Origin of the sequence: Exiguobacterium sp. s157 (genome assembly GCF_018618205.1) — a bacterium.
Lineage (GTDB): Bacteria > Bacillota > Bacilli > Exiguobacteriales > Exiguobacteriaceae > Exiguobacterium > Exiguobacterium chiriqhucha.
The window spans coordinates 1-548 of sequence record NZ_JACSLQ010000028.1 but is presented as its reverse complement, the minus strand read 5'-3'; the positions used below and the strand labels follow the sequence as shown (position 1 = coordinate 548).

The 548-nt window shown below is 45.3% G+C and carries 1 protein-coding gene; it reads left to right on the top strand.

Going from position 1 to position 548, the window contains the following annotated elements:
• On the top strand, positions 1–510 hold a 510-nt coding region (locus KNP67_RS15300; RefSeq protein WP_214756988.1), incomplete at its 5' end, for an IS3 family transposase.
• Between the last annotated feature and the right edge of the window lie 38 nt (positions 511–548).

The following is a 548-nucleotide window of genomic DNA, read 5'->3' as shown; positions in this document are numbered from 1 at the left end:
TTCAAACAGGGCACGCCCTATAAGGTGCTTCTCACCGATATCACCTACATATTTTACGGGAACGGTAAGCGGGCCTATCTTTCGACCATCGTGGATGGTTCGACCAATGAGGTATTGGCGCATCAACTCTCTGAGAACATCAATCTCGACATTGTATTGGACACGTTGAAGCGTTTACGGAAGAACCGGAGGATTCGCTTGGACAAGGACGCATTCATCCATTCAGATCAAGGAGGGCACTACACGAGCCCGACCTACCAGAAAGAGGTGAAGCGTATGAAACTAGGTCAATCCATGTCCCGACGGGGCAACTGTTGGGATAACGCCGTCCAGGAATCATTCTTTGGACATTTCAAGGATATCGTCGAGTTAAAGGCCTGTACCACGTTCGATTCACTACAGCGTGAAATCCAAAAAACCATTAACTATTACAACCATCATCGTTATCAATGGAACATGAAAAAGATGACTCCCGTACAGTACAGGAATCATCTCCTTGAAGCAGCATAAGTTTTTTTATTAATGTCCTTTACATGGGGTACAGATTA